The 25,799-nt window shown below is 72.5% G+C and carries 29 protein-coding genes and 1 pseudogene; 11 read left to right on the top strand and 19 right to left on the bottom strand.

The window, feature by feature from the left end:
• Positions 1–57: 57 nt before the first annotated feature.
• Positions 58–4,128: an AAA family ATPase gene (locus B079_RS36335; protein ID WP_158685009.1), complete on the bottom strand. Its 4,071-nt coding sequence runs from the start codon at positions 4,126–4,128 to the stop codon at positions 58–60.
• A 207-nt stretch (positions 4,129–4,335) separates the two neighbouring features.
• On the opposite strand from B079_RS36335, the gene B079_RS35220 reads away from it, so the two are divergent.
• Positions 4,336–4,515 (top strand): hypothetical protein, encoded by a 180-nt coding sequence (locus B079_RS35220; protein ID WP_158685008.1) that lies wholly within the window; start codon positions 4,336–4,338, stop codon positions 4,513–4,515.
• Between the two features lie 177 nt (positions 4,516–4,692).
• On the opposite strand, the gene B079_RS0118260 is transcribed toward B079_RS35220, so the two are convergent.
• Entirely contained in the window at positions 4,693–5,337 is a 645-nt protein-coding gene (locus B079_RS0118260; protein WP_018547288.1) for a dihydrofolate reductase family protein, read from the bottom strand.
• Between the two features lie 147 nt (positions 5,338–5,484).
• On the opposite strand from B079_RS0118260, the gene B079_RS35215 reads away from it, so the two are divergent.
• Together B079_RS35215 and B079_RS0118250 are read left to right on the top strand one after the other, a co-directional pair.
• The gene (locus tag B079_RS35215) at positions 5,485–5,655 is read left to right on the top strand and encodes a hypothetical protein (protein WP_018547287.1); all 171 of its coding nucleotides are present in this window, start codon (positions 5,485–5,487) and stop codon (positions 5,653–5,655) included.
• 164 nt (positions 5,656–5,819) lie between these two features.
• Positions 5,820–6,011 (top strand): hypothetical protein, encoded by a 192-nt coding sequence (locus tag B079_RS0118250; RefSeq protein ID WP_018547286.1) that lies wholly within the window; start codon positions 5,820–5,822, stop codon positions 6,009–6,011.
• On the opposite strand, the gene B079_RS36330 is transcribed toward B079_RS0118250, so the two are convergent.
• Positions 6,008–6,136 carry a hypothetical protein gene (locus tag B079_RS36330; protein ID WP_018547285.1) on the bottom strand — a complete coding sequence of 43 codons (129 nt, stop codon included), beginning with the start codon at positions 6,134–6,136 and terminating at the stop codon, positions 6,008–6,010. The genes B079_RS0118250 and B079_RS36330 overlap by 4 nt on opposite strands.
• Between B079_RS36330 and gvpJ the strand changes: the two are divergent.
• The 3 genes and pseudogenes from gvpJ to B079_RS0118235 all read left to right on the top strand — a co-directional run.
• Positions 6,118–6,267: pseudogene (gvpJ, locus tag B079_RS34020) on the top strand (gas vesicle protein GvpJ); the annotation flags it as partial. The gene B079_RS36330 and the pseudogene gvpJ sit on opposite strands and share 19 nt — an antisense overlap.
• A gap of 148 nt (positions 6,268–6,415) precedes the next feature.
• Complete coding sequence (locus B079_RS35530) at positions 6,416–6,565, top strand: hypothetical protein (RefSeq protein ID WP_018547284.1); 150 nt, start codon at positions 6,416–6,418, stop codon at positions 6,563–6,565.
• A 154-nt stretch (positions 6,566–6,719) separates the two neighbouring features.
• Complete coding sequence (locus B079_RS0118235) at positions 6,720–8,069, top strand: hypothetical protein (RefSeq protein WP_199779931.1); 1,350 nt, start codon at positions 6,720–6,722, stop codon at positions 8,067–8,069.
• Positions 8,070–8,137: 68 nt separating this feature from the next.
• On the opposite strand, the gene B079_RS0118230 is transcribed toward B079_RS0118235, so the two are convergent.
• Positions 8,138–8,899: an SDR family NAD(P)-dependent oxidoreductase gene (locus tag B079_RS0118230; RefSeq protein ID WP_018547282.1), complete on the bottom strand. Its 762-nt coding sequence runs from the start codon at positions 8,897–8,899 to the stop codon at positions 8,138–8,140.
• A gap of 234 nt (positions 8,900–9,133) precedes the next feature.
• On the opposite strand from B079_RS0118230, the gene B079_RS0118225 reads away from it, so the two are divergent.
• Complete coding sequence (locus B079_RS0118225) at positions 9,134–9,631, top strand: MarR family winged helix-turn-helix transcriptional regulator (protein ID WP_234016811.1); 498 nt, start codon at positions 9,134–9,136, stop codon at positions 9,629–9,631.
• Positions 9,632–9,639: 8 nt separating this feature from the next.
• Here B079_RS0118225 and B079_RS33320 read toward each other — a convergent pair whose 3' ends face one another.
• From B079_RS33320 to B079_RS33310, 3 genes are read right to left on the bottom strand one after another with little or no spacing between them, the layout of a single operon-like run.
• Positions 9,640–10,359, bottom strand: a complete 720-nt coding sequence (locus B079_RS33320; protein ID WP_018547280.1) for a hypothetical protein — start codon at positions 10,357–10,359, stop codon at positions 9,640–9,642.
• The gene (locus B079_RS33315; RefSeq protein WP_018547279.1) at positions 10,356–12,599 is read right to left on the bottom strand and encodes a hypothetical protein; all 2,244 of its coding nucleotides are present in this window, start codon (positions 12,597–12,599) and stop codon (positions 10,356–10,358) included. The genes B079_RS33320 and B079_RS33315 overlap by 4 nt, the downstream gene beginning before the upstream one ends.
• A gap of 53 nt (positions 12,600–12,652) precedes the next feature.
• Positions 12,653–13,186 carry a hypothetical protein gene (locus tag B079_RS33310; protein WP_018547278.1) on the bottom strand — a complete coding sequence of 178 codons (534 nt, stop codon included), beginning with the start codon at positions 13,184–13,186 and terminating at the stop codon, positions 12,653–12,655.
• Positions 13,187–13,471: 285 nt separating this feature from the next.
• On the opposite strand from B079_RS33310, the gene B079_RS0118205 reads away from it, so the two are divergent.
• On the top strand, positions 13,472–13,699 hold the full coding sequence (locus tag B079_RS0118205; RefSeq protein ID WP_018547277.1) for a hypothetical protein: 228 nt from the start codon (positions 13,472–13,474) through the stop codon (positions 13,697–13,699).
• Positions 13,700–13,741: 42 nt separating this feature from the next.
• The gene (locus B079_RS0118200; RefSeq protein WP_018547276.1) at positions 13,742–14,209 is read left to right on the top strand and encodes a CHAT domain-containing protein; all 468 of its coding nucleotides are present in this window, start codon (positions 13,742–13,744) and stop codon (positions 14,207–14,209) included.
• 79 nt (positions 14,210–14,288) lie between these two features.
• On the opposite strand, the gene B079_RS0118195 is transcribed toward B079_RS0118200, so the two are convergent.
• The 7 genes from B079_RS0118195 to B079_RS0118165 form a co-directional block, all read right to left on the bottom strand.
• The gene (locus B079_RS0118195) at positions 14,289–15,539 is read right to left on the bottom strand and encodes a cytochrome P450 family protein (protein WP_018547275.1); all 1,251 of its coding nucleotides are present in this window, start codon (positions 15,537–15,539) and stop codon (positions 14,289–14,291) included.
• 9 nt (positions 15,540–15,548) lie between these two features.
• A complete protein-coding gene (locus tag B079_RS0118190) occupies positions 15,549–16,754 on the bottom strand; it encodes a cytochrome P450 (protein WP_018547274.1) in 1,206 nt (401 codons plus the stop codon).
• A complete protein-coding gene (locus B079_RS0118185; RefSeq protein ID WP_018547273.1) occupies positions 16,751–17,371 on the bottom strand; it encodes a GTP-binding protein in 621 nt (206 codons plus the stop codon). The genes B079_RS0118190 and B079_RS0118185 overlap by 4 nt, the downstream gene beginning before the upstream one ends.
• On the bottom strand, positions 17,349–17,702 hold the full coding sequence (locus tag B079_RS0118180) for a DUF742 domain-containing protein (RefSeq protein WP_018547272.1): 354 nt from the start codon (positions 17,700–17,702) through the stop codon (positions 17,349–17,351). Before B079_RS0118180 ends, B079_RS0118185 begins: the two co-directional genes overlap by 23 nt.
• Positions 17,699–18,127, bottom strand: a complete 429-nt coding sequence (locus B079_RS0118175; protein WP_018547271.1) for a roadblock/LC7 domain-containing protein — start codon at positions 18,125–18,127, stop codon at positions 17,699–17,701. Before B079_RS0118175 ends, B079_RS0118180 begins: the two co-directional genes overlap by 4 nt.
• A gap of 5 nt (positions 18,128–18,132) precedes the next feature.
• Positions 18,133–19,551, bottom strand: coding sequence for an ATP-binding protein (locus B079_RS36325; protein ID WP_018547270.1), 1,419 nt, complete (start codon positions 19,549–19,551; stop codon positions 18,133–18,135).
• Positions 19,552–20,270: 719 nt separating this feature from the next.
• Positions 20,271–20,978: an SDR family NAD(P)-dependent oxidoreductase gene (locus tag B079_RS0118165; RefSeq protein WP_018547269.1), complete on the bottom strand. Its 708-nt coding sequence runs from the start codon at positions 20,976–20,978 to the stop codon at positions 20,271–20,273.
• Between the two features lie 101 nt (positions 20,979–21,079).
• Here B079_RS0118165 and B079_RS0118160 point away from each other — a divergent pair, with 101 nt between their 5' ends.
• Positions 21,080–21,937 carry a helix-turn-helix transcriptional regulator gene (locus B079_RS0118160; protein WP_018547268.1) on the top strand — a complete coding sequence of 286 codons (858 nt, stop codon included), beginning with the start codon at positions 21,080–21,082 and terminating at the stop codon, positions 21,935–21,937.
• On the opposite strand, the gene B079_RS0118155 is transcribed toward B079_RS0118160, so the two are convergent.
• Positions 21,916–22,410, bottom strand: a complete 495-nt coding sequence (locus B079_RS0118155; protein ID WP_018547267.1) for a nucleotide triphosphate diphosphatase NUDT15 — start codon at positions 22,408–22,410, stop codon at positions 21,916–21,918. The genes B079_RS0118160 and B079_RS0118155 overlap by 22 nt on opposite strands.
• A gap of 177 nt (positions 22,411–22,587) precedes the next feature.
• On the opposite strand from B079_RS0118155, the gene B079_RS0118150 reads away from it, so the two are divergent.
• On the top strand, positions 22,588–23,064 hold the full coding sequence (locus B079_RS0118150; RefSeq protein WP_018547266.1) for a hypothetical protein: 477 nt from the start codon (positions 22,588–22,590) through the stop codon (positions 23,062–23,064).
• Between the two features lie 25 nt (positions 23,065–23,089).
• On the opposite strand, the gene B079_RS0118145 is transcribed toward B079_RS0118150, so the two are convergent.
• The 4 genes from B079_RS0118145 to meaB all read right to left on the bottom strand — a co-directional run bounded on the left by B079_RS0118145 (position 23,090) and on the right by meaB (position 25,799).
• The gene (locus B079_RS0118145) at positions 23,090–24,070 is read right to left on the bottom strand and encodes a DUF4232 domain-containing protein (protein ID WP_026248824.1); all 981 of its coding nucleotides are present in this window, start codon (positions 24,068–24,070) and stop codon (positions 23,090–23,092) included.
• Positions 24,071–24,137: 67 nt separating this feature from the next.
• Positions 24,138–24,281, bottom strand: coding sequence for a hypothetical protein (locus B079_RS34640; RefSeq protein ID WP_018547264.1), 144 nt, complete (start codon positions 24,279–24,281; stop codon positions 24,138–24,140).
• Between the two features lie 53 nt (positions 24,282–24,334).
• The gene (locus B079_RS0118135; RefSeq protein ID WP_018547263.1) at positions 24,335–24,727 is read right to left on the bottom strand and encodes an ArsR/SmtB family transcription factor; all 393 of its coding nucleotides are present in this window, start codon (positions 24,725–24,727) and stop codon (positions 24,335–24,337) included.
• A gap of 70 nt (positions 24,728–24,797) precedes the next feature.
• Positions 24,798–25,799 (bottom strand): methylmalonyl Co-A mutase-associated GTPase MeaB, encoded by a 1,002-nt coding sequence (meaB, locus tag B079_RS0118130; RefSeq protein ID WP_018547262.1) that lies wholly within the window; start codon positions 25,797–25,799, stop codon positions 24,798–24,800.

The raw sequence follows: 25,799 nt of genomic DNA, 5'->3' as shown, positions 1-25,799 counted from the left end.
TGCACGCGAAGTCAAGGGGGCTTGCGGGGGATCGCGTGCGGCGGGCCTGTTCGGGCGTCACCGGGGTTGTGGTCTGCCGCCTTCCTGGGTGGGCGTGGGGCTTGGGTTCCGGGTGAAGTTTTCTGTGTAGCGCAGGGCGATCCGGACGTCGGTCTCGGCTACGCCCTTCTCCGCGAGTTCGAGCAGGATCCGCCGTGTTTCCGGGTGATCGGGCCAGGCCAGGGTCAGGAGCTTCAGAGGCAGGTTGTTTGTCTCGCTGAGGGTCGCCGCGGCGTGTGCCACCCGCGTGAGCGCGCCCTCCCGGTCCGGCCAGCGCTGGGCCAGCGCGCGCAGGGCGGTGGCGCGGGTGTACGTGTCGGTGGCGTCGAGGACGGTGGTGTAGGTGTCTTCTCGGTCCGGCCAGTGGCGTGTCAGGAGGTGCAGGGCGGTGTCGCGGGTGTGGGCGGTGGTGTCGTGGGCGGCGCCGAGGACGGCCGTGTAGGTGTCCTCCCGGTCCGGCCAGTGGCGTGTCAGGACGTTCAGGGCGGTGACACGGGTGTGCGCGGTGGTGTCGTGGGTGGCCTTGAGGACGGTGGTGTGGGTGTCTTCTCGGTCCGGCCAGTGATGTGCCAGGAGGCGTAGGGCGGTGTTGCGGGTGTGGGCGGTGGTGTCGTGGGCGGCGCCGAGGACGGCCGTGTAGGTGTCCTCCCGGTCCGGCCAGTGACGTGCCAGCCCGCGCAGGACGGTGTCACGGGTGGAGGTGTCGGTGCGGGTGTCCCGGGCAGCGCCGAGGATGGTGCGGTGTGTTCCTTCCCGGTCCGGCCACTGCTTGACGAGAACACCGAGGGCGATGTGGTGTGCGTCCGTGGTGGGGTCACTGGCCGCATCGAGGACGGTGGTGTACGCGTCCTCCTGGTCGGGCCAGTACTCGCCCAGCATGCTCAGGGCGGTGCCCCGGTCGGGGGCGGTGGTGTCGCGGGCGGCGCCGAGGACGGTGGTGTACGTGTCCTCCCGGTCCGGCCAGTGGCGTGTCAGCAGGTGCAGGGCGGTGCCCCGGTTGGGGGCGGTGGTGTCGCGGGCGGCGTCTAGGACGGCGGTGTAGCTGTCCTTCTGGTCGGGCCAGTACTCGCCCAGCACGCTCAGGGCGGCGCCACGGATGGAGGTGGTGGTGTCGCGGGCGATGTCGAGGACGGTGGTGTAGGCGTCCTCCCGGTCCGGCCAGTGCTGTGCCAGGACATACAGGGTGGTGCCGCGGATGTCGATGCGGGTGTGGGGGCCGCGGGCGATGCCGAGGACGGCGGCGTAGGTCTCTTCCCGGTCCGGCCAGTACTGAGCCAGCACGCGCAGGGTGGTGTTGCTGATGAGCGAGTCGGTGCTGCGAGCGGCGTCGAGGACGGTGGTGTAGGTCTCCTCCCGGTCCGGCCAGTGATCGGCCAGCACTTCCAGCGCGATGTCGGCAGTGAAGGCGCTGGTGTCGCGAGTGGCATCGAGGACGGTGGCGTACGCCTCTTCCCGGTCCGGCCAGTGGTGGGCCAGCGCCTCCAGCGCGTTGTGCCGTGTGAAGGCGCTGGTGTCGCGGGCGGCGCCGAGGACGATGGCGTAGGTCTCTTCCCGGTCCGGCCAGTGCTGAGCCAGCATCTCCAGTGCGGTGTCGCGGGCCTCGGTGCCGGTGTCGCGGGCGGCGTCGAGGACGGCGGCGTGGACCTCCTCCAGCTCGGGCCACCGCTCTCCCAGCGTGCGGAGAGCAGTTGACGCTCCTTGGTTCGGCCAGGGAAGCCGCGCTAGGTGGATGATTTCCTGGGGGGTACGACACAGCGCCGCCGCGAGGGCATGCGGTGTGTCGCTCGGGCCGTTGTCCACCTCGGCGCGGTGCCAGCGCAGGAAGCGCTCCCGACCCGTCCAGGACCAGGGAAAGGACATCAACGCGGGAATGGCGCCGTCCAGAGAGGACGCGGGCTTTTTCCCCAGGTGGGCGATCAGGGCATCGATGACGGCGTTGCTCTGTATGGCGAGCGAGAGTTCGGGGTGGTCCTCGTTCTGCGAAGGCGCGCGCGGAATGCGGTGAGCCTCGGCGAGGGCTCGGACGGCCAGCTCAAGAAACGTCGGAGGCTGGTCCGGTCCCTGGCCTGCGCCGCTGATGCGGTGCAGGCGGAGAAGCCGCGCGATGAACCCGGCGTGCTCCGCCTCCGCCTGTCGGCTGATCTGCCCGATGAACAGCAGGATCACCTCGTGCCAGACGGGATTCCCGGCGCGCTCGGCGAGCATGTCGATGAGCTGTTCCGGGGGCCATTCGCGCCCGGCGTACCGCTGGCCGAGTTCGCGGGCGGCGAGGTATTCGAGGAAGGTGCGGTGGACGAAGCCGTACATGCCGGCGCCGTAGGGGTGGAGGAGGAAGGCGCGGTCCTGGAGGCGTTCGACCATGGCGTGGGCGACGATGCGGCCGACGTTGGGCTCGTAGTTCATGTCGGTGGTGACGTAGTCGGCGATCATGGCGGTGAGGTCGTCGCGGGAGATGAGGGGGCTGCCGTCGGGGGTGCTCGCGCTCTCCTGGAGGCGGCGGGCGAGGCGTTCGAGGAGTTCCTGCAGGAGCCCCATGTCGAGTTCGTCGAGGGCGGCGGCGACCTCGGGATGGTGCTGGCGGGGCAGGGCGAGGTGTTTGGCGTCGCGGTCCCAGCGGCCGGTGAGGACTTCGACGGCGTGACGGTAGACCTGGCGGCGGTCGCGGGGGATGGTCGCGCCGAGGCCGATGGAGGCCAGAATGGTCAGCAGGAGCGGGTTGCCCGCCAGCTCCGCCACCGAGGCGAACCCCCGCACCGCGCTGATCAGTCGCTCGCTCAGCCGTGACGCCTCGCCGGGCTCGGCGGGGTGCGCGGCGGCGTACCAGCGGCGGATGAACGACTCGATCTGCCGCCGGGGCAGGTCGTCGATCTTGGCCCGGCTGAAGCCCGCGTCGGCGAACACCTCCGGGCCGAAGCCGATGACACGCGAGGTGACGACGACGCGTACGTGCGCGTGCACCTCGGCGAACGCGGCCACCTGGCGCGCGACTTCGGCACGCCTGCACGGGTCGAAGATCTCGTCCAGGCCGTCGAATACCACCAGCACCGGCCGATGGGTCCGCTCCAGCAGGTACTCCAGGACATGCCGGGGCAGCCGCATGCGTTCGGTCGCGTTGAACTCCTCCCAGAAGTCCTCCACGGTCCGCCCCTGCCACTGCTTGCCGTCGGCGAGCCGACGCAGCTCCACCACGACCGGCACCGTCCCGGACGTCACCAACTCGCGCAGGGCGGACGGCACTTCCGGCAGGCCACCGGCGAGGGCCAGCGCCAGATAGCGGGACAGCGTCGACTTGCCCGCCCCCGGATCGCCCAGCAGCACCAGACGTCGCCCCTTCGGCGAGGCGACCGCCTCCAGCACCGGCACCGGCGGACGCTCCACGCGCGAGCCGCGCCACGCCTGGACCTGCTCGGCGCGCAGACCGGGCGGCAGCTCCTCGGCCGGTATCTCGCCGCGTTCCATCAGTTCCTGCCAGAGACGTGCGGGCAGGTCCGGCTTCGGCGGATCCCAGGACGCGGGCGGTGCCTCGAACACCTGCGGCAGCCGGATCGCGGGCTGCTCACCGGCCCGCTCGCTCCCGCCGAGCACATCGAGGTTCAGCCGCCCGCACGTCTGCACCAGGCGGGCGAAGTACCGCTCCACGGCGGCGTCGGCCTCCGCCTCCTCGCCGGAGGCCGACGCCGACGCCTCCGACGCCTTGCGCCGGATCGCCCCGGCGTTCTCCCGGTGCGCGGCCTCCAGCAGCCGTTGCCAGTCCCGGCCGCCCGCGTCGGAAGCGAGCCACGCCGACCTCACCCGGCCGTCGTCCTCGAGCGTCCGGGCGCCGGTCCAGGACTCCCATACGGCGACCATCGCGAGTACCTGGTCGGCACTGCGCGGCTGCGGAACGCCGAACCCCGCGAGCGTCCTCGGCGCCCACCGGCTGGCGACCTTCCCCTCCCACGCGGATGTGCCCGGCAGCCCGGTCCTGCGGACCTGCCTCTCCAACGGCAGCTGCAGACCGCGTCCTTCGTGCCGGAGGCTGTACGCGGCCTCGGCCTTCACGCGCAGCGCGCGCAGCCTGCGGTACAGCGTCTCGCGATGAACTCCCACAGACCGTCGCCCCCTTCGACGCGCGCGCACCCGAAACAGGTGAACCGGGCGAGCGGCCCGCAGCGGCGCGGACCAGCAGATTAGTGCCTGACTCGCCTCATGCGCCCCGTACTTGAGACCACGTCACTCCCACCAGGCCAGTCTCGGATCGACGCCGGGCCCCGGCGCACCACCGTGACCACACCGCCACCTTGGGGGAGACCTGCCATGGCACACCGCCGCCGCAAACCCGCTCCGGCCCGTACCCGCATCCGCCTCACCGCTCCGCCGGGCCGTTCTCGTCGGGAGCTGTGGCGGGAAGCCGGTCGCCGTGCCGTTCTCGGTATCGCGGGGGGCGCCGGTTCCCTCCTTGTCGCCGGGGTGGAGTGGTGGCTGCGGCACCACTGACGGCCCCTCACCTCGGCTGCATCAGCACCAGCATGGTGTCGGCCGTAGCGGCACAGGCGGCGAAGGCGCCGAGCGCGGCGGGCGTGGCCCGACCGCCGCGCTCGCCCTCACCCGTCCTCCTCCTGGCCTTGGTCGGCCGCCACAGCGCGCCCGGACCGTCGTCGGCCCGGTGGCGCGCTACTTCCGCCAGAACAGGTGATGCGTCACGCCGCTCGGGCTCGGTACGACGTCCAAGTGGAAGCGGTCCAGGAGTTCGTCGGGCGAGTCCCACAGGCGCAGCCCGTGGCCGAGCTTCACGGGGGAGACCGCCACGTGCAGCGTGTCGACCAGGTCGGCGTCGAGGAACTGCCGGATGGTCGAGACGCCCCCGCCTAGCCGGACGTCCTTGCCCTGCGCCGCCTCCCGCGCCTGCGCGAGGACCGTCGCCGGGTCGCCCGACACGAAGTGGAACGTGGTGTCCGAGAGCGTCAGCGGGGGACGCTCGTGGTGGGTCAGGACGAACACGGGGGTGTGGAACGGGGGTTCGTCGCCCCACCAGCCGCGCCACTCCTCGCCCTGCCAAGGCCCGCGTACCGGGCCGAACTTGTTGCGGCCCATGATCTCGGCGCCGATGTTCCGGGAGAAGTCCCGGGTGAGGTAGTCGTCCAGGCCCCGGCTGCCCCCGGCATCGGTCCGCATGGGCCAACTGGCCGTCGCGCCCGCCCAGGAGAACAGCCGCCCGGGATCGACATGGCCGAACGGCCGTTCCAGGCTCTGCTCCTCCCCGGCGCCGATCCCGTCGCTGGAGACGGTGAAGTTCTGGACCCGCAGTAGCTGCGTCATGCGTTCCCTCCGAAACGGAAGCCGAAGTCGGCACCTCGCCGACCGGGCTTGGACTGTGTCGAACGACAGAACTCATCGGACGGGTACGGAACTCCCGTCTCCCTACGCCCGTACGGACGCGAGGCATACGTGAGAGTCGCACGGTTCATGAGCAGCAGCGACGAGGACGGCAAGGACGGACCTGCCGACGGGTTCGAAGAGGCCGTTCTCGTGGCCCAGTTGGAGGACTTGGACCGGCTGGGACGCCTTGCCACGGTGTACCGGGACGAGGCGCGGGTCGCCGGGGATGCTGGAGGAGCGGCGGGTGCCGTTCGGTGAGCTGCTGGATCTGTTCTACGGCCATGTGGGACTCGGGGTGAAGGTGTACGCCGTACCGCAGGCGGCCGTACGGCAGCGGCAGCCACGTTCGAGGGGCCAGGGCCCGGCGCCGCCACCACACGGGCCGCGCCTATCTGCGGCGCCGACGGGCCCAGAGGGACACCGTGCGGGACGCGTACCGTGCCGCGACCGGCCTGGCGAAGGTCGAGGCGCGGGAGGCGCAGGAGCTGGCGGCGGCCCAGCAGGGCGAGTGGTGCGCGGGGCGGGGCGAGAACGAGGCGTACCTCGTGCCGCTGGGCGCGGTGGCGGAGTTCCGGGAGCGGCTGGCGCTCGCGCGGCCGGGGGCCGGGGTCTAGGTGACCGGGCCGTGGGCGCCGTACTCGTTCGCGACGCCGACGACCAGACGGGCGAGGGCGAGCACGCCGAGCGGCGGTCCCGCGCCGACGGGGCCCGTATGAGCGTGTGCACAGTCAGCGTCCACGACCCCGAGCCCTCGCGGGTCCGCCCGTCGCCCTCATCGCCCTGCTCGACCGCCTGCTGAACGGCGGTGCCGTCCTCACCGGAGATCTGGTGCTGTGCGTCGCCGACGTGGATCTCGGCCATATCAATCTCCGCGCGGTCATCCGGTCGATCACCGCCAAGGAGACCGCGCGCGAGGCGACGGACTCGACGGCCTCCGGTGTCCAGTCGGCCGGTCAGGCCGCCCAGCGGGTGAGCCGGGCGGCGGCCCGTCGGCCTCCAGAGCGGGCAGCAAGCCGTGATGGCCAACGCCGCCAAGGTCGCCGGGTCGGCGTGGACGGTCGTCAAGCACCGCAAGGCGATCGTCGCCGGAGCGGCCTTCGCGATAGGCCGCTCGACGGCCAGGCCCCGGACGGACCCCCTGACCCGGCTCACCGGCGGCCGTATCTGAGAGCCCGCGCCGCGTCCCCCAGCCCCACGACGACCCCAACTTCACCTAAAGAAACTCAGGTTGACTACAACCGTCCACCCCCACCGCCCGTCCAACCCCCGCCCGGTGTCGATCATGGTGCCGGGTTCTTCTTCTGTCCCAGTGGGGGGAAGTCATGAGTTCTGTCTCCGTCGGGCGTGTGCTGCGCCGCGGGGTGTGTGCGGGAGCCGTGGGGGCGCTGGTCGTCGCCGGGCTCGGGAGCGGGGTCGCCGTCGCCGAGGACGAGCCGCAGACCGATCAGCTGTGGATCCAGGCGCCGTACGACCACGCGGTGACCGTCGCGCCGGAGGGCGGGAGCGCGCAGTACCGCTCGCTGACGCTCGGCCTGTATCACGACAACGCCAACTTCACCGTGACCGACGGCAAGTTGACCGTGGACGCCTCCCGGCTCGCCGGGGTCGCCGAGGTGGCGTGGCCCGACAGCTGCGCGCCGGACGCGGCCGGGACCGTCGCGGTGTGCGACACCGGGGACGTGCCGCTGCACTCCGGCACACAGCTGCGGCTGAAGGTGCGGGCCGCCGCCGGTGCCGCCGTGGGGGACCAGGGCACCATCGCGTACTCCGCCGAGGCCACCGGCGGCCCCGACGGCAGGCTCGTCGCCCCGGAGCACTCCTGGGAGACCTCCGTCACCGTCGGCTCCGGACCGGACCTCACCGTCACGGAGCCGAAGCCCCTCGACGGCGCCGCGCCGGGCAGCACCCTCACCGTGCCGTTCACCGTCACCAACACCGGCAACGAGACCGCGCACGGCTTCAGCGTGCGACTGTGGGCGACGTACGGCCTCGATGTCGTCACCCGCTATCCGCAGTGCGCGTACACCGGCCCGGACGAGGGCGGCACGTACTCCTCCATGACCTACGTGACCTGCGACTTCGACACAGACGTGGCGCCCGGCGCGAGTGTGGAGCTGCCGGAGCCGCTGCGGCTCGGCGTCAAGGGGTACGCGCTGCACGAGCGGTTCGACTACGAGGTCGAGCCCGGCGGCGGCGTCACCGATCTCGACGGCACGGACAACGGCCGCTCCTGGCACATCGAGGCCGCCAACACCGCCGACTTCGCGATGGACGGCACCGAGGTCAGCGGCGCCGAGGGCGACACCGTCACCGCGGCCTTCCGCTTCGTCAACCACGGCCCGGCCTGGGTCGGCAACGTCATCTCCGGCGAGCCGGTGGTCGCGATCGACTTCTACCTCCCGGAGGGCACCACCGCCACGTCGGTGCCCGACAGCTGCCACAACGCCTGGAAGTCCGGCGACGACCCGGCCGTCGGCCACTACGCCTGCTCCCTCCACGCGATGGTCGTGCCGGACCTGAAGGTCGACTTCCCGTTCCAGCTGCGGATCGACCGGGTCGTCCCGGACGCGACGGGACACGTCGTGGCGCACGCCGACCGCTATTCGTCCCTGGACTTCGACCCGGACACCGGGAACAACTCGGCGAAGGTGATCGTCAACCCGTCCGCCTGACGACGGGGGAGCGGGCCCGAGCGGCATCCGGGACCGCTCCCCTCTGTTCTCTCAGCAGCTCTGTTCCCTCAGCCGGGCAGCGTGCTGACCTCGCCCCCGTCGGCGTAGAGGATCGCGCCGTTGACGTAGGCGCTCTCCGGACCGGCGAGGAAGGCGACGACGTCCGCGATCTCCTCGGGCTCGCCCACCCGGCCGCGCGCGTTGACCCGGTCCAGCGGCGCCAGCGCGTCGGGCCCGTCGCCGAACACGGCGGAGATGCCCTCGGTGCGCACCGGGCCGGGGGAGACGGCGTTGACGCGTACGCCGCTGCCGCCGAACTCGGTGGCCCAGTAGCGGGTCAGGGTCTCCACACCCGCCTTCGACGCGGCGTAGGCGGCGCCGATCGGCGCGGTGTTCCGGGCCGCGCTGGAGCCGATCGTGATGATCGCGCCGTGGCCGCGCCGGGCCATGGCCGGGGCGAGGGCGCCCACCAGGAGGAACGGGGCCCGGGTGTTGACCGCGATGTGGCGGTCGAAGGCGGCGGCGTCGGTCCGCACGGTCGGCATCAGCTCGTACACCCCCGCGTTGTTCACCAGGATGTCCACCGCTCCCGCCTCGGAGGCCAGCCGGAGCGTGTCCTCGGCGTCGGACAGGTCGGCGGCGACGAAGCGCGCCGCGCCGCCCTGCCGCGCGATCTCCTTCACCACGGCCTCGCCCCGGGCCTCGTCCCGGCCGTGCAGGACGACCCGCGCGCCCCGCTCGGCCAGCCGCTGCGCCACGGCCCGGCCGATGCCCGAGGTGGCTCCGGTCACCAGGGCGGTGCTGCCGCTCAGGTCGGTGCTGGTGCTCATCGCGAAATCCCACTTTCCTTGCGTGTCCACATGGGCTGCGCGTCGCAGGTGTGCGCGGCACCTATGTGCTTGGCGCGTATGTGGTCGGCGTGCATGTGCTCGGCACACATCGGCGCGGCACACATGTGTCCGCCGCACGTGTGCGGCGCAGCCCCTGCCAGAAACTATGCGCGACAGATGTTCTGTTCGCAAGAACATCTGTGAGTCGGCAGGATCGTGCGATAGGTTGTGCCCGTGAGCAACACGCCTTCCGCAGCCGACGCCGGACCGCCCGCAGAGGACACCGGCCTCGCAGCGGACCTGGGCTGGAGCATCCGCATGGTCTCCACCGCGTTCCGCCGCGTGGCCACCAGCTCGGTCGAGGATCTGCCCGGCGGGCCGAGGGGCTATCTGGTCCTGGTCGCCCTGGCCTCCGGCGAGCCGCCCTCCCAGCTCGCCCTCGGCCGACAGGTGCATCTCGACCGCACCGTCATGACCTACCTGCTGGACGACCTCGAAGCGCGCGGGCTCATCACCCGCAGGCCCGACCCCCGCGACCGCCGCGCCCGCCAGGTCCTGATCACCGACGAGGGCCGCACCCTCCTCGACCAGGCCCGCGCCCGCATCTCCCGCGCCGAGTCCCGCCTCCTGGCCGACCTCGACGAACCCGACGCCCGCCAACTGCGCCGGCTGCTCGCGCGGGTGGCGCGGACGGCGCAGCGGGAGGCGCTGGTGGCGGAGGGCGGCTGCTGAGCGGTGGGCTATCCGCGGGCCACGACGGCGGCGACCTGCGCGGCCAGGTCGTGGTGGCCCCGGGCGGCCAGCATGGCGCGCAGGATCTTCAGATGATCCTGGACGGCTGCCTCGGTGATGCGCTCGCCGTAGACCTGGAGCACCTGGGCGATCACGACCCAGCGTGACTCCGGGTGCCAGCGGTGCACCTGGCGGACCAGCTCGTCCAGCTCGGCCGGATCGGTGCCGGGCAGCGGCCCGCCCAGGCGCGGGGACGGCGGGAGCAGGGTGTACAGCCGGGCCGAGGACGGGTCGGCGAGGAGTTCGTCGCGAAGGAACTCCATGCGGGCGCGGGCCTGACGGCGTTCGAGTTCGTCGAGTTCACAGGCGTGGCGGGTCTGCTGTTTGCGCCGGGCCGCCGCCACCACGGGGGCGTCGGCATGCAGGGCGGCCGTCACACCGGTCACCGTCACATCGCCGCCCAGCGGGACCGCGTCCCGCAGTACGGCCGCCAGATCCTGCTCGGCCGCGTGCGGGCGCAGTACGGACCACTCGCCCAGCGTCTTCTCGACGAGCTGCCGCGCCAGCTGCCCGGCGATCAGCGGGGCGTCGGCCGGTGCCGGTCCCCGCCGCGACCAGCGCCACTCGACGCGGGCGGACACCTCGAAGGCGAGCCCCGCGTCCCGGCTCTCGCACACGTCGGTGAAGGCGTGGACGGACGGGGTACGGCGCCGACTCGGCCACCTCACGCCGGGGCCCCCGCTTCGTCGGCGCGGGTCAGACGGCTCCGGAAACCGTCCACGAGGCCGTCGTCCAGCTGCTGGGTCAGCGCCGCGTACACGTCCGCACGGCTCGGTGCGCGGTCCGGCAGCTCGGCCGCGTCGGGCGAGGACGCCTCGGGATCCGGGGTCCGGGCCCAGGTACGGACGATCGCCCGGAGCCGGTCGCGCGGGCTCTCCGCGCACGCGGCCGGTTCCTCGTCGGCTTCGGTGCGGACCGCCGTGGCGAGGACGCTGAGGACTTCGCCCAGCAGTCCTGGATAGCGCCGGGCCGCGTCCAGCCAGAGCCGGACGGCCGTCGCGTCGGCGTCGTCCGGGTCGTCCGGGTCGTCCGGTCCGAGCCCGCGCGCACCGCGCAGCACCGCGCGCCAGCCGGTGGTGAGGTCCGCCGTCGACGGGGTGAAGTCGCTGGCGCCGTCGCGGGTGAGCAGGACCGGGAGGTCGGCGGCGTCGTCGTCCGTGGTGGCGGCCAGGGTACGGAAGGTCTCGCGCCCGGCCTCCCTCGTCGCCTCGGTGCCGCACCAGGACACGACGTAGGCGAAGAGGGTGCGGCGGGCGGTGGGTTCGGACCACAGCGCCTCCACCGCCTGCCGGAGCGCGACACGTACCTCAGGATCCTGGGCCCTGGCCGCGTGGCGCAGCCGGGTCAGCGCCTTCACGGTGTGCTGCCTGCCGAACTCCCCGGCGCACACCTGGACCACGGCGAGACGCTGGGCCGCGTCTCCGTCCCGCGCCCACTGCAGCAGCATCTCGTGGAGGTACGACGCGCTCGCGGTATGGACACTGGCGGAGGTGAGGACCTCGACGAACCAGGGCCACGGCGCCTTCCCCTTCCAGGCCCGCGCGAGCACGCGCAACGGCTCCTGCCGCCGCTGGCGTACGGCCCACTGCACGGCGAACGAGCCGATCCGCAGCGCCATCGCCCGCTGCTGAGCGGCGCTCAGGGTGTCCAGGGCGCGCCGGTCGGTCTTCAGCGGTGCCTCCGCCAGCCAGGTGAGGAACCCGGTACGGGACAGCGGCCGGTCCACCCAGAAGTACTCCAGCGCCGCGTCGTCCCAGTCCGGCCGGTCGAAGGTGACCGTGTCGTCCTCCGCCAGTTCCGCGTCGATGGAGTCGACCATCTCGATGACGCCGGGCTCCCGTTGGCCGTCGAGGGCGACATCCCCCTCACCCAGTTGCCTCCCCAAGTCGGCCGCACCCGTGTAGAGATGGGCGACCGGGGCGCCCCGCAGCGCCGCACAGGACAGCAGGAAGTTGCGCTGGAAGCTGGTACGCCCGTGCTTGCGGTGCCAACTGAGCAGCTGAACACGCCAGTTGGACCGTGCGGCGAGCACGCTCAGCACCTGACGGTCGAACGGCGTGCCGTCCTCGCGGCGGTACTTCCGCGCCAGCGTCTCCAGGTTCGGCAGCCTGCTGTCGTTCGAGCGGTGGGCGTGCAGGATGTGGCCGACGATCTCCAGCACGTCCACCGGGGGCTGTCCTTCCAGCAGCGCCGCGATGTCCCGGTCCTGGAGCCACCGTTCCACCGGGAAGCCGGGGGACTCCGCCCGGAGCCAGCTGCGGGCGATCTCCAGCGGGGGCGGCGTACCCAGGTGCTGCCGGGTGCCCTCCGGGGCGCCGGTGCCGATGCGCCGCCACTGCTCCGGGGTGGTCAGCACGACGAGCCGTGCCCTGCGCCGGGCCAGGTGGTCCCGCAGCTGGCCGAGGTTCGCGCCGAAGGTGTCGGCCACCGCGAAACCGTCCTCGTCGGGCGGGAGTTCCAGCACGTACGCCCAGTCGGTGGTGTGGGGGATCCGGTGCGCGGGGAAGTCGGGGGAGGCGCCGAAGCCGAGTTGGCCGACCTGTACGTCCGGGTGCTCGTGGCGCAGTTCGGCCAGCAGGGCGCGGGCGGTGGTGGTACGGCCCTTGCCGGGGCCCTCGGCGAGCACGGTGATCGAACCGGGCTGCTTCCACGACCGGTAGAGCGCGTCGAAATCCGCGTCCCCCACCGCCCCGACCTCCGGGGCGACGAAGACGGCGCGCACCGCCTCCATGAAGTCGTCGGAGAACGCGCCGTGTTCGAGCGGCATGTCGAATCCCGCGCTGACCTTGACGGCGTTCATCTCACCGAAGTTCAGCAGGGCGAGCTGGCGCAGCCGGGCGACCGCGTCGCTCTCCAGCAGCGCGGCCAGGCCCAACGGGTCGGGCGGCGTGGGCTGTTCGTCGTTCATGTCGTGCATTCCTGACCCCGTGATGTCGAGACGTGCGCGGAACCGGCGTGGCTTCAGCCGAGGGTGCCGTCGACGTCGAGACCGGTGAGTTCACCGCCGGGACGCACGGTCCGCGTGGTCTGCTCGATGTCGACGGCGGCCCGGTCGGTCACGCGCCGCGCCGTGACACCCCGGGCCACGGCGTTCGCCTCTACCTCGTCCACCCGCTGGACGACCCGGACTCCGGCCGCCGGGCGGCGCTCGCCCGCGAAGGTGAAGCGCTGCCCGTAGACCGCTTCGAGGTCGTCGCGCACCTGGCTCAGCGTCCGCACCAGGTTCGCGTCCTCCGGCCTGATGAGGCCGGGGTTGCGCCGGTACACGTCCAACTCCCGCTCCGCACCCGAGAGTCGGGCGACGCGTTCGCCGGTCAGGGCCTCCGGGCGGAGGACGTAGGGGGCCGGAGGCTCCGCGAGCGCCGGGCGGAACTCCTCCTCCTCGCGGGATTCCGCGCGCCGGTCGAGTGCTTCTCCGAGGCGGCCGAACAGGAAGCCGAAGATCTGGGGCAGCGCGGTCGTGGCCACGGTCGCCAGCGAGAGCTGGTCCGTCATGGTGATTCCCCCGGGTGTGTGGTCGTGCCGTGGAGCGGCTGGAGATCGTCACCAAGGTTAGGTTTTCGGGGGGTTCGGAGATGAAGAGGGGATTTTGCCAGTTCTGGGGGTGGTGGGGAGGGTTGCGTGGCACGCCCTGTTCGGGGGTTTATTCGAACTGGTTCCGCCGGGGGTGGTCGTGTAACGGGTCAGGAGCCTTAGGTCTTCGGCGGGGTCGAATTCGGCGGCGTTCGAGCGGCGTGGGCCGCGCGGACGCGTCGTGGCCTGGCTGGATGGCGTCGCCCGGTGGGGCGTACCGCATGTCGATTCGCCCCACCGGGAAGAAACCAGACAGCCATCGCCCGTCAGCGCATCGCCGCCTCCGCCCTTCCCCGGGTCGGGCCCGGCCGGGACGTCCTGCTGGTCAACGGGCTCACGGGCAAGGAGGCCGTCTGGGCCGCGACCGGTCTGCTGCACGAGGCGGTCTGTCCCGACGTGGTCGTGCCCGCGTCCGGCGAGGCCACGGGGCCCTGACTGCTCGGTCAACTCGCCGACGCGCGGCGGAGGTTCACGGTCGTGGACATCGCCGCGCATCTGGTGGCCGATGTGACGGAGTCGTGGCGTGCCCGGATTGAGCTGCCGGGCGGGGGGCTGGGGATCGACCGGATCGGGGAGCTGGACCTGGCCGGGGGGCGCCCCGAGCGGGCCCGGTTCCGGCGCGGATTCCCCGCGCGGTGTCTGCGTCTCGCTGGCCTGCTGTGTCGGCAATGTCGTCGCCGCCCGCACCAGCGCGATCATCGCCTCGGCTTCCTGATGACCGTCTTCCACCACCACCCGAGCGTGGGCCGCGAGCCCGCCGAGGCGCTGCGCCGTGCCCAGCGCTGGATGCGCGACCCCGGGCGCCGAGCCCCGGGCGGATTTCCGGAACCGCTCGCCCGCGCCTTCGAGGACCGTGTCGCCCGCGTCGAGGCGTCCCTGCGCGAGCGGGGCGACACCATGACCGCCCCGGCCCACTGGGCGGGCGTCGTCCATCTGGGACGCTGAACCGTGTCGGGAGCGGGAGCGGGCCGCCCGGGCCGCCGCGCGTACGCACCTCGCGCGGCGGCCCGGGCCGTCGCGCGGGTCAGCCGGCCGGACGCAGCCGTACCGGCAGGCTCTGGTGACCGTTGCTGATCAGGGAGTGGACCGGCTTCAACTCGTCGGCGGGCACCGCCGGTTCCATGTCCGGGAAGCGCTCGAAGAGCTGCCGGAGCGCGGCGGCGATCTCCATGCGGGCGAGCGGCGCGCCGATGCAGAAGTGCACGCCGTGACCGAAGGCCAGGTGCTCCTTGGAGAGGCGGGTCACGTCGAACTGGTCGGCGGTCGCGCCGTGCCAGTCCGGGTGGCGGTTGGCGGCGGCGTAGGAGGCGAGGATCGCGTCGCCCTCGGCGATGACCCGGCCGTCGGGCAGCGTGATGTCCCGGACGGCGTAGCGCAGCGGCAGGTGCTTGACCGAGGGCTCGAACCGCAGCGTCTCCTCGACCACGTCCTCCCACGTCGCGCGCCCGGCCCGCAGGTGCTCCAGCTGCTCGCGGTCGGCCAGCAGGGCGGTGACGGCCTGGTCGATGGCGTTGACCGTGGTCTCGTACCCGGCGCTGATCACCAGCAGCAGGGTGTCGCGCAGCTCCTCGTCCGTCATGCCCGTGTCGTCACCCTCCTCGTCGCGGGTGGCGATCAGCAGGGAGGTCATGTCGTCGCCGGGCTCGGCGCGCTTGGCCGCGATCAGCTCGTCCAGCGCCGCGTAGAGGCCGGCCGTGTTCTTCATGGCCTCCTCGGTGCTCAGCGTGGTGTCGAAGACACCGTCCACCGTGGTGCGGAAGACGGCGGTCTGGTCCACGGGGACGCCCATGAGGCGGCCGATCACGGTGATGGGCAGCGGGTACGCCAACTGCTCGCGCAGATCGGAGACTTCGTCCGCCGGACGGGCGGCGAGGGCGTCCAGGAGACCCGCCACCGTGTCCTCGACCACCGGTTTGAGCACGGCGATGCGGCGGGCGCTGAAGGCGGGCGCGACCATGCGGCGCAGCCTGCGGTGGTCGCCGCCGTACGCGGTGAACATGTTGCTGACCGCGACCCAGAGAATGAGCGGCCAGCTGGTCAGCGCGTCCTGGAACCCGGGCCAGTGCGCACGGGCGTCCTTGGACACGTCGGGGCTGGTCAGGAGTTGTTTGAGGAGGTCGGGGTCGGTCACGGACCACGCGGTGACGCCGAGGATGTCCACCTGGGTGGCGGCACCCCGGGCGCGCAGCGCCTTGAGCTCGGCGTGGTGGTCGGCGCCGGTGGGGTCGAGGACGAGGACGGACTGCTCGGTCGCGGATATCGACTGTTCGGGCACGGGGCTCCTTCAGCGATGGACGGGGAACAGGACGGGGAGGGCTTCCAGGGCGCGGTGGAACGGGCCGGGGCGCCACCGCAGTTCGGACGCCGGGACGGCGAGGTCCATCTCGGGGATGGCGTCGAGGAGATGACTCAGCGCGGTCTCCGCGATCAGATACGCGTGCGAGCGCGCCGGACAGGTGTGGGGGCCGATGCTCCACGCCAGGTGGGCGCGGTTGCCGCTGACGCTCGACGCGGGCATTCCGAGGGTGAGTTCGGGGTCGTTGTTGCACGCGGACAGGGAGATCACCACCGGCTGGTGGGCCGGGAGCAGACAGCCGTCGATGTCCGTGGGGTACGGCGGATAGCTGATGCAGTAGTTCGCCATCGGCGGGTCGCTGTACAGGACGGTGTCCAGCGCGTCGCGCAACGTCGACTGCCCGGCGTGGAGTTCGGCCGAGAAGTCGTCGTCGGTGAGGAGCTTCAGCTGGGTGTTGGCGATGAGGTTGGTCAGCGGCTCGATGCCCGCGCCGTAGAGCGTGACGAGCTGGTGGGCCATCTCCTCGTCGTCCAGGGCGGCTTCGTGCAGGATGAGCCGGGAGGTCACGTCGTCGCCGGGCCGCTCGCGGCGCAGGCCCACCAGCTCGCCGATGGCCTGGGCGAGCAGGGCGTTGCCGTGGTCGGCGTCCTTCGCCTCGAAGATCTTCGCCATGCCGTCCGCGATGCGCGCCCCGATGTCGTCCGGGCAGCCGAGCAGCGCGCTCAGCACCCGGAAACTGATCGGCCACGCGTACTGCGTGAGCAGGTCGGCCCGCCCAGTGTCGCCGAATCCGGCGATCGCCTCCTCCGCGATCGTCTCGACCAGCGCCCGGAGCTGGTGCTGGTCCACCGCGTCGAGGCTCGCGGTGTTGGCGCCCCGGTAGCGGGCGTGCTCGGTGCCGCCGCTGCGCAGCGCGTTGGGCCGCCACTCCATCATCGGCAGCACCGGGCAGGTGCGCGGCACCGCCTTCTGCCACACCCGGGGGTCGGCGGGGAAGCGCAGCGGGTCGTTGAGGATGCGGCGCGCGGCGTCGTAGCCGATCACCAGGGTGGCGGGGATACCGGGGGACAGCTCGACGGGCACCAGCGTGCCGTACGTGGTGCGCATCCGCTCGTAGGCGGCGTGCGGGTCGGCGGCGAACTCCGGTGCGTACAGCGGGATTCGGGCCGGTGCCTGAGGGTCGGCGGAGGTCATCGCAGGGGCTCCAGGGACGCGGTGGGGCTGAGACCGACCAGGTGTTCCGTGAGGGTGATCAGGGCGCGCAGGGAGGAGACGCGGTCGCGGGCGTCGCAGGTGGTGAGCGGAGTGCCGGGATCGAGGGCCAGCGCCTCGCGCAGCTCCGCCTCGGCGTAGACCGGGGCGTCCGGAAAGGTGTTGATCGCCACCGCGTACGGCGTGCCCCGGTCCTCCAGGAGGCCGAGGGCGCCGTGACTGGCGTCCAGGTCCCGGGTGTCGGCCAGGACGAGACAGCCGAGCGCGCCCTCGGACAGGTCCTCCCACAGCGGCTTGAAGCGGACCTGGCCCGGCAGCCCGAACAGGTACAACGCCAGGGCGCCGTCGGCCAGATGGATGCGGCCGAAGTCCATGCCGACGGTGGTGGTGGTCTTGTCCGGGGTGCCGCGCATGTCGTCGATGCCGACGCTGACCTCGGTGATGGGTTCCTCCATGCGCAGCGGCCGTACCTCGGACACGCTGCCGATGAAGGTTGTCTTGCCGACCCCGAACCCGCCGGCTATCACGATCTTGGCCGACTGCGTCACCGTGTGGGGCACGTAAGTGACGGGCGGGTCAGAGGAGTTGTCGAAGTCCATGGAGCACCCTTACGAGAATGTCGTCCTGCGGCTGATCGGAGTCGGCGTCGACCGGACTGGTCAGGCGGCCGGTGTCCATGAGGCGGGAGACGAGAATGCGGACGGTGGAGGGCGGCAGTTGCAGCGCGGCTGCGATGTCGGCCACGGCCAGACCGCCGCAGCCGGGTGAGAACAGGCTCATCACCCGGCGTTCGTCCGTGGCGAGTTCACCGGCCGAGCCGGTCGCGGCGATGACCACGCTCTCCCAGCGCACATCGTCCCGTGGGCGGATCTGGCCGCCGGTACGGACGTAGGGCCGGACCATGTCCGGGTCGCGCCGCGGCCCGCTCATGCCCCGAGACTCCCGTCCCGCTGGGGAACCGGCGTGCGTTCGCCGGTGGAGAGCTGCGTGCCCAACTGCACGGCCAGGCGCACCATGTGATCGGTGATCAGGCCGACGTCCGCCAGCGGTCCGGTCGTACAGACCATCAGCGTGGTGTTCTGCCCGGCGGCCGTCGTCAGACAGAAGTTGTTGGCGCACTCCACGAGGTGCTGGCGCACCCCGCCACCGCCGGTGAACTCGTCCCACGCCTTGGCCGAGGCCCGCAGCGAGGCGGTCAGGGCGGCCAGTTTCTCGCCGCCCTCCTGGTCGATGGTGTGCGTACGGGCCTTGAGCAGGCCGTCGCCGCTCACCAGCACCGCGTACCGGACGCCCTCGACCGAGCCGAGCTGTTCGTCCAGCAGCCAGCCCAGGGAGTTGGCGTGAGTCTCCGACATGGTGTTCAACGTCCTTCTTCAGTGCGGGGGGTGCTGCTGTGGTGGTCCCGGCCGCGCCGGGTGCCCGCCATCCAGGAGGCGGCGACGCCGGGGCTGCCGGGCTGGACCGACGGGGTGGCGGGCTTGGCGACCGGAGCGCCCGGCTTGGTGCCCGGGGTGCCCGGGGTGCCCGGTGTGCCCGGTGTGCCGGGCTCGGCCGGGGTGTCGGTGCGCGGGGCGCGTTTGCGGACGGTCAGACCGCTCGCCGTCGTGGTGGACGGCGCGGGCCGGGGCCGCTCCGGCGCGCTCCGCGTCTGCTGCCCCGGCAGGACCGCCTGGGCACGGGAGGCGGTGCGGGACTGCGTCGAGCGGGCCGACTCGGGGCTGGTCAGCAGGTTCTGCGGGAGCACGATGACGGCACGGGTGCCGCCATAGATGTTGGGGACGGTGATGTCGACGCGGAAGCCGTAGTCCTTGGCCAGCGCCGCGGCCACGCGGAGCCCGGTCTGCGGGTAGGCGCCGAGCGCGGTGATGTCGTCGCGCTGTTCGCCGGAGAGCACCTTGCGGGCCCACAGCACCCGCTCGTCGTCCATGCGCAGTCCGGCGTCGTCCACGATCAGGAAGGCAGCGTTGTGGCCGTGGTCCAGGGTGACGTGCACCCGTGCGGCGGGCGGCGAGTAGCGCAGGGCGTTGCTCAGCAGCACCGAGAGGGTGTGGATCACGGCTTCGACGGCCCGGCTCTCGACCGCGAGGGTCTCCATCTCCGGGTGCTGGACGCGCTCGTACCCTTCGACGCGGCCCATGGCGGCGCGCACGATGTCGGTCAGGGTGGTCGCCCGCCAGCGTGCCGAGAGCTTGTCCCCGGCGAGGACGGAGAAGCCGGAGGCGATCAGCAGCATCTGCTGCGAGAGGTGGTCGATCTCGTTGAGCGTGGCGTACGCCTCGTCGGAGATGTGGACCTTGCGCACCCCGGCGCTCACCGACCGGCTCAGGTTCTTGGCCCGCTGCACCAGGCTGGAGGCGAACGCGCGCACGGTGGCCCGGGCGACATCGACCGACTCCCGTCGGGCGCCCTCGACTTGGGCGTCCGCCGCCTTCTGGATCTCGGCGGCGCGCTCCTCGGCCCGCTCCTCCGCGCGCCGCTCCAGGAGGGCGACGGCGTTGCGGGTCTCCTCGCTCAGCCCGGTGAGCGCGTGGGCGAGGGGGGTACCGGCGAGCTGGGGCGGCAGGACGGGCGCGGTGACCGGCTCGGCCGTCGGGGACGCGACCGTGGTCGTGATCCTCCCGACGAACTGCTCGGCGGCGCGCAGCTGTTGAGAAAGGGTCTCGGCGCGTTCCTGGAGCCGCTCGGCCCGTCGCCGCTGCCGTGCGGCGGCCCGTGCGAAGTACGCCACCGCCGCGGCGCCGACCGCCACGAGCACCAGGAACAGGATCAGTTCGGTCATCGGGCCGTCCTCGCGACGATGGTGCGGGGGGTGTCGGCGGCGGGCCGGACACGGTGACGGGAGGGGGCGTGCGGGCCCGCGCCCGACGGGAGCGCGAGGGCGTGTAATCCGGCCGTCGGTCCGTGCGCCTCCGGCGGCGCCGAGATGGCGCGAGCGGTACGGGCTGCCCGTAAGAGACGCATGACTGAACTCCTGCTGGGGATCGGCCGGGTCACGCCGCGGGGCGCGCGGGTGCGACGGACCGGAGCGTGCGGTGGCGGCGTCGAGCGAACCGGATGTCCAGCGGGGGCCGTCTCGTGCGGAGCCCACTCACGTGGTCCGTGCCCGCTCATCGTGTCCGGGGCGGATCGTCGGTGCGGGCGGCGGCCGGGCCGTAAGTCACGCGCTGGAGCAAGACGTTGGTCCTGGGGCGCCCCTCCCGGTCCGCCGCGGTGTGCTGCCGCGCATGGCCGGCAGCTCAATGACGATGGTGAGAATACGGTCCGTAACGTAGTCCTCGCAACGCCGAACGAAAGTACGGATATGCGTGATCTCGCGTACCCCGCCCGCGACTTGAAGCAGACGCCGCCAGGCCGAATACCGCACCCCCGGCGCTCCGGCCCGGCCGCGGGAGGAGGCCGGGAGGGGGCACCGGGGGCTGAGGTGATCCGGTGAAGATTTCGACACGTCTGTGAATGCGGGAACCGGCGACGGCCCCCGGGTTCATCCGCCCGGGCGGCTCACCATGGCAGCACCCCCGCCGCGTTCTGGAACGTCCCCGTCGGCCCGTCCGGGCCCACGCACGCCAGGCGCACGATGACCTCGGCGCCTTCCTCGACGGTCTGGGTGCCGGTGTGGTGGTTGAGGTCGGTCGCGGTGAAGCCGGGGTCGGCGGCGTTGATCCGGATGCCGTCGAACGCCTTGGCGTACTGCACGGTGAGCATGTTCAGGGCGGCCTTGGAGGCGGGGTAGGCCAGGCCCGGGTAGAAGTGCTCGAAGGCCGCGGGGTCGGCCAGGGCCGGGGTGTGGGCGAGGCCGCTGCTGACGTTGACCACGACCGGGTGCTCCGAGCGCAGCAGCAGGGGCAGGAAGGCGTGCAGGGTGCGGACCGGGCCGTAGACGTTGGTCTCGAAGACGGTCCGTACGTCGTCGGCGGTGGTCTCCGCGGCCAGGACGAAGCCGCCGTCCGGGTGACGCGGCTCGATCCCGGCGTTGTTGACCAGCACGTCCAGGCCGCCCTCGGCCTCGATCGTCTTCACCGCGGCGGCCACGGAGGCGTCGTCGGTGACGTCGAGCGGGACGAAACGGGCGCCCAGCTCCTCGGCGGCCCGGCGCCCCCGCTCGGCGTCGCGGGCGCCGACATAGACGGTGTGCCCGGCGGCGAGCAGACGGCGGGCCGTCTCGCGGCCGAGCCCCTTGTTGGCTCCGGTGATCAGTGTTCTCGTCATGACTCCAGCCTGCGCCGGACGCCCGCCACCAGCCAGAAGACCGCTTTTCCTGGGACTGGCGGTACCAGGCACGCCCCGCCGCGCGGCGGCACACTGGGGGCATGACGACCACGGACCTGGGGGACGCGATCCGCCGGTGGCGGGACCGGCTGGCCCCCGCCGACGCGGGGCTGCCCGCCGGAGGCCGCAGACGGGCGGCCGGGCTGCGCCGCGAGGAGCTGGCACAGCTCGCGGGGATCTCCGTCGACTATGTGACCCGCCTGGAACAGGGCCGCGCGGTCAACCCCTCCTCGCAGGTCGTCCAGGCGCTGACCCGCGCGCTCCGGCTCTCGGCGGGGGAGCGGGACCACCTGCACCGCCTGGCCGGACTCGCACCGCCCGGCCCGAGGACGGTGCCCGTCTTCATCCCGCCCAGCGTGCACCGCCTGCTCGACCGGCTGGCCCACACCCCGGTCGCCGTCCACGACGCCACCTGGACCCTCCTCGCCGCCAACGCGCCCTACGCCGCCCTGATGGGCGACTCCACCCGCTGGCGCGGGCGTGAACTCAACGGCGTCTGGCGCCACTTCCTCGGCACCGGCGGCCCCGTCACCTACACCCCCGAGGCCCGCGCCGCCTTCGAGTCCGCCCTCGTCGCCGACCTCCGCACCGCCGCCGCCCGCTACCCGGCCGACCGCGACCTGCACGCCCTCGTCACTGAACTACGCCACGGCAGCCCGGAGTTCGCCCGGCTGTGGGACTCCAGCACGATCGGCGTCCACGAGGCCGCCCGCAAGACCATCGCCCACCCGGCCGTCGGCCCCGTCACCCTGGACTGCGACATCCTCTCGGTCGCGGGCAGCGACCTACGGATCATCGTCTACACGGCGGAACCGGGCACCCAGGACGCGGAACGGCTGGCGTTGCTGATGGTGTGGGGGACGCAGGACCTGGGCACTCAGCCCCGCGCCACCGGATAGCGGTGCACCGGCGGCAGGCACGGCAGCAGGCCCGGCCAGACCGTGTCGATCACATGCGCGCTCGGGGTGAAGAGCGGTTCGGGGAGGGTGGGCAGGTCGGCGGGGTCGTGCCACTGCCAGTGGTGGATCAAGTGCGGTTCCCTGACCTCCGGTTCGCCCGTGAAAGCGTGGACGCGGACGGCGGCGGTCAGGCGGGGCAGGCCGTGGACGGAGTCCATCAGCAGGGCCAGGGTCCGGGTCGTGTCCGGGTCGGCCCGCAGGCCCGTCTCCTCGGCCAACTCCCGTACGCCCGCCGCCGTGAAGGCCTCACCCGGGTCGTTCTTGCCGCCCGGCAGCTCCCAGACCGCACGCTTCCTGGACCAGCCGAGCAGCACCCGGCCCGCCGGGTCCGTCACGACGACACCGGCACCGGTCAGCGCGTGCGGCGAGGGGCGCCCCTTGTCGGCGTACGGGACTCGCTCGGTTTCTGTCACGTTCTCACGGCTCCTTCTGCCACGTCCGGACCCCCAGTCTGCCCGGCGTACCGAGATCCAGTTCCCCGGTCACGGCTCTGTCACAGCCGATGACGCCGACCGCCCGGCCTGGGCACCCTGGGAGCCACCGCACCCGCCGGGTCGGCCAGCAGCCCCCGACACCCGCCAGGAGAAACGGTGTTCGACCGACTGCCCCGCGCGACGGCGCTCCTCGCGGGCCTGGTGCTCGCCGGGAGTCTGGTCGCCTGTGACCCGGAGGGGCTGCATTCCGCCGAGCGTGCGGGGCCGTTTCCGCACGAGTCGCCGTCGGATTCCGCCGACGTCAGCCTCGAACAGGCCCTGTCCGACCACCGCGTTCGCCTCCCTGAGGGGGTCGAGGACATCGCTTACGGTGCGCTCAAGGCTCTGGACGGGTATCCGTTCAATGTCCAGTTCTCCATGCCATGCGACGGTGTTCCGGCGTTCGTCCGGGACAACCGGCTCGCCGCCACGGGGAAGAAGACCCCCGACGACGTACTGACGGACGTCATGGACGCGGGGTTCACACCGGGCGCGGGCCCGGCCTACAGCCGGGAGAAAGGCTCGGAGTTGCCCGAGATCGCCGTGGCGGTCTTCGAACGGTCGGGGGCGTGCAGGGTGTTCCTCGGGGCCTGACCCCCACCGAGGCCCGCGCCGCCGCTCACTCCTTCTGCCAGGCCCGGACCCCCAGTTTCCCCGTCGTGCCGAGATCCAGTTCCGGGGTCACCATCACGGGCGCGGCGCCCGGCTTGGCGCGGACGCGGAGATAGGGGGCGTTCACGGGGGCGCCGACGGTCTGCACGGTGTTGCGCCAGGCGATGGTCGCGCGGGCGCGTTCGCCGGGGTTCAGGGTGACAGGGCGGACGACGTCAGGTGAGCCGTCGAGATTGGCGACCTCGTCGCCGGGTACGAGGCGGATTCCCTCGACCGTCTTGTGGTCGGCGTCGAGGAGCTGGAGCTGGGGACGGCCGTCCAGCGTGTACGGACTCGTGCCGCAGTTCTCCAGGTGCAGCCCCGTCACCCGCAGCCCCATCGCCGCGTCCCCCCGGTCGGCCCACACCCGCACCCCGGACGCCGGACACGGGCCGTTCTCGGACGGCGCCTCGGCGGTCTGGACGCTGCGGACGGACACGACCGACACCTGCGGCCCGCTCACCGGCTCACCGACGCTCCGGCGTATCGCCACCGTCCCGCGCAGCGTCTTCCCCGGCCGCACCGGCCCGACGATCCGGGTCACCCCGGTGTACCCGTCGGCGTCGAAGATGATCGTGTACGTCATCTCGCGCGCGGCCGTCCCGCTCACCGAGAACGCCGCCGTGAGCCCGTTCGGGCGGCAGACCCCCTCCCGGTCGACGACCCCGGAGTACACCCCGGTGACCCGCACCCCGTCCCGCTCGCTGTTCGCGGCCGACGGCACCGGACTCGGCGTACCCGGCGGTCGCGGGGCGTCCACCGTAGCCGTGGGCCGAGTGAGCGGCGGCGTACTGCCGGGGGTGGGCGTGGCCGACGGGCACGACGGCCCGCCGCTCGCCCCGCCGCCCGCACGCGGGTCCGCCTGCTGGGTGCCGCATCCGGCGAGGACGAGAGCCACCGCTCCGGCGAGCGTGCCGACGGCGACCCGGTCGGCAAATGATCTGCGCATCAAGCGAGTTGACCAGGACCGGACCACCCCGGCTGTGGCGGAGGCCACTCCTCCGGTCGCGGCTCTGTCACAGGCGGCCCGCCGTCACCCCGATCCCCGCGAAAGCGCCCCGCACCGCCGCCAGCCCCGCCTCCCGCTCGGCCTCCGACATCCGGGCCGGGCCGTAGGTGACGACCGGCGGCAGCGGCTCGTAACCGACGAACTCCAGCATTCCCCGGTGGACATGGAAGAGGACAGGAGGTCGGCGGAGCCGCGATCGATCGCTCAGACCAGCCCGCCCACCGCCTCCGACAGTCGTCGCAGCCGCTCCTCGTCCCGTCGGTAGTGGGTCCACTTGCCGACCCGTGTGGAGCGGACGAGGCCCGCTCGTTCCAGGGTCGCCATGTACGAGGAGACGGTCGACTGGGCCAGCCCGCTCTTGGCCTGGATGTGGCTGACGCACACGCCGACGGTGTCGCGGTCCGCGATCGGCTCGTACGCCGCGAACTCCGTGTCCGGGTTCCGCAGCCAGCGCATGATCTGGAGGCGGACCGGGTTGGCCAGCGCCTTGAACGCCTCCAGTGCCTCCGAGGCTGCCAGCACCTCCGGTGACTCCAGCGCCTCCGGCGCCTCCCGCGCTTGCTCGGCCCGTGCGGCGGTCTCGTCGTTCCTGCTCATGTCCACCCAGGGTCCTGTCCGGTCTCCATCACGTCGATATACCAGGATATCTCGATGAATGAGGACCGGGTCAGGACTCCCGCCCCCGCATCCCGTCCTCGAACGCCCGCAGGATCCGCTCCGCCGCCAGCGTCGCCGTCAACGTCCCTTCCCGTACCCGCTGTTCCAGTTCTGGCGCGGTCTCCCGGACCGCCGGGTCGGAGCGCAGGCGGCCGAGGAGTTCGTCGCGGACCATGGACCAGGTCCAGCCGACCTGCTGGTCACGCCGCTTGGCGGTGAGGCGGCCCGTGGAGTCCAGCAGGGTGCGGTGCTGTTCGAGGCGTTCCCATACCGTGTCCAGACCGCTGGACTCGCGCGCGCTGCAGTGCAGGACCGGCGGAGTCCAGAACGCGTCCTTGCCGTGCATCAGCCGCAGCGCGCCCGCGAGTTCACGCGCGGCGGACTTCGCGTCGCGCTCGTGCGGACCGTCCGCCTTGTTGACGGCGATCACGTCGGCCAGTTCCAGGACGCCCTTCTTGATGCCCTGGAGCTGGTCGCCGGTGCGGGCGAGGGCGAGGAGCAGGAAGGAGTCGACCATGTCGGCGACCGCGGTCTCCGACTGGCCGACGCCGACGGTCTCGACCAGGATCACGTCGTAGCCCGCCGCCTCCATGACGATCATGGACTCCCGGGTCGCCTTGGCCACCCCGCCGAGCGTGCCCGCGCTGGGGGAGGGGCGCACGAAGGCGGCCGGGTCCACGGCCAGCCGCTCCATGCGCGTCTTGTCGCCCAGGATCGAACCGCCGGTGCGCGTCGAGGACGGGTCCACGGCGAGCACCGCCACCCGGTGCCCCAGCGAGGTCAGCAGGGTGCCGAACGCGTCGATGAACGTGGACTTGCCCACGCCCGGCACCCCGCTCACCCCGATCCGCCGCGCCCGCCCGCTGTGCGGCAGCAGCTCGGTCAGCAACTCCTGTGCGAGCGCCCGGTGTTGCGGTCGGGTGGACTCGACGAGCGTGATGGCGCGGGCCACCACGGCCCGCTTCCCGTCGAGCACGCCCTTCACATAGGCGTCGAGATCCATCGCGGCCAT

This window comes from Streptomyces sp. LaPpAH-108 (assembly GCF_000373625.1).
Classification (GTDB): domain Bacteria; phylum Actinomycetota; class Actinomycetes; order Streptomycetales; family Streptomycetaceae; genus Streptomyces.
Note: the sequence above shows the minus strand (reverse complement) of the source record. Positions and strands in the feature narration are given on the sequence as shown.